This is a genomic window from Bradyrhizobium sp. LeoA1Lang (assembly GCF_055413685.1).
The window spans coordinates 1-1323 of sequence record NZ_JBVAPG010000407.1 but is presented as its reverse complement, the minus strand read 5'-3'; the positions used below and the strand labels follow the sequence as shown (position 1 = coordinate 1323).

The window sequence follows — 1323 nt, the reverse complement described above, 5'->3', positions numbered from 1 at the left end:
GTCCGAACACCGCCTCGACGATCTGCTTTCGCAGTCGGTAGGGGGTCTCGAAGCCGCCGTCGGCGATCTTTTTTCTCATCGCCTGTGTCAACGGTCCGCCGATCTTGCCGTTGTCGGCGGTCGGGCGCTTGGCGCGGCCGGTGGCGATGTAGCCATCGATCCCACGCAGATCGAGGCTCGCGAGGTTAACCTCGCTCAGATAGCCGCTGTCGGCGGAAGCTTGTTCCGGTTTGCGGCCGAGATTGGCTTGGATGCCATCGACTAGCAGCACCAACTGGCCATGGTCGCTCGTGCTCGGCGTCAGGGCGTGTGCAACGATGATCTGCGCTTTGCCGTCGACGGCCGCCTGCGCGTTATAGCCTTAGATGAAGCCATCCTTGGTTTTGAGAATGCGGCTTTCAGGATCGGTGAAGTTGCGCTGTGCCTTTGGGGCAGGCGCGTCGGATGGCGGTGCCGCGGGCTTGCCGGTCTTCTTGCGGCCCTCGGCCTCGCGGTTCTTCTGCTTCTCGGCCTCGATGCGACGCTCCTCGTCGGCCGCGGCCTTCGCCTCAGCCTCCAGCTCAGCTTTGGCCTCGGCGATCCTTTCGATCCGCTTCTGCTTGTCGGCGACCCAGTCGGGCAACTCGTCGCCACGCTTGTTGCCGTGCAGCTTGTCGTCTTCAGCATCCGCGGCCTCGGCGGCGGCCAGCCAGCGATCGACCTCGGCCTGCAACTCGGATTGGCGCTTCTTCATCCGCTCGTAGCTCATCGCCTTGTGTTTGGAGGCATTCGCCTTGATCTTGGTGCCATCGAGCGCGACATGCCCGAGCCGCACCAACCCGGCCTTCTCGGCGAGCCTCAACACCTGCACGAACAGCCCGGCCAAGTGTTTGAGGTGCCGCTTGCGGAACTCGGAGATGGTGCGGAAATCCGGCGCATCGAGCGCCGCGATCATCATGAAGTCGGCGCGTTCGACGCAGGCCCTGGCGATCCGCCGCGAGGAATAGAGGCCGACCGCGTACCCGTTGAGCAGCAGCGCCACCATCAGGCGCGGATCAAACGGCGGCTGGCCGAGCGCACTCCGGTAGTTGCCAGATATCGCATGGATCGATCGCCACGAGAATTTGCTTTTAACCGGGGCGACCGGGTTGGGCAAAAGCTGGTTAGCCTGTGCTCTGGGCCACAAGGCCTGCCGCGACAATCGCTCGGTTCTCTACCATCGCGTCCCAAGATTGTTCGAAGCGTTGGCGCTCGCGCGGGGCGATGGACGTTATGCCCGCTTGCTCAAAACCCTTGGCCGCGCCCAGCTTCTGATTTTGGACGATTGGGGATTGTCGGTGCTCA

At 63.4% G+C, this 1323-nt stretch carries 1 protein-coding gene and 2 pseudogenes; 1 reads left to right on the top strand and 2 read right to left on the bottom strand.

The window, feature by feature from the left end:
* Together ACZYOF_RS43820 and ACZYOF_RS43815 are read right to left on the bottom strand one after the other, a co-directional pair.
* A pseudogene (locus tag ACZYOF_RS43820) lies at window positions 1-304 on the bottom strand (IS5/IS1182 family transposase); the annotation flags it as partial.
* A 57-nt stretch (window positions 305-361) separates the two neighbouring features.
* Entirely contained in the window at window positions 362-1135 is a 774-nt protein-coding gene (locus ACZYOF_RS43815) for a transposase (RefSeq protein ID WP_463719594.1), read from the bottom strand.
* On the opposite strand from ACZYOF_RS43815, the pseudogene istB reads away from it, so the two are divergent.
* Window positions 1083-1323 (top strand): annotated as a pseudogene (gene istB / locus ACZYOF_RS43810) (IS21-like element ISFK1 family helper ATPase IstB); the annotation flags it as partial. The gene ACZYOF_RS43815 and the pseudogene istB sit on opposite strands and share 53 nt — an antisense overlap.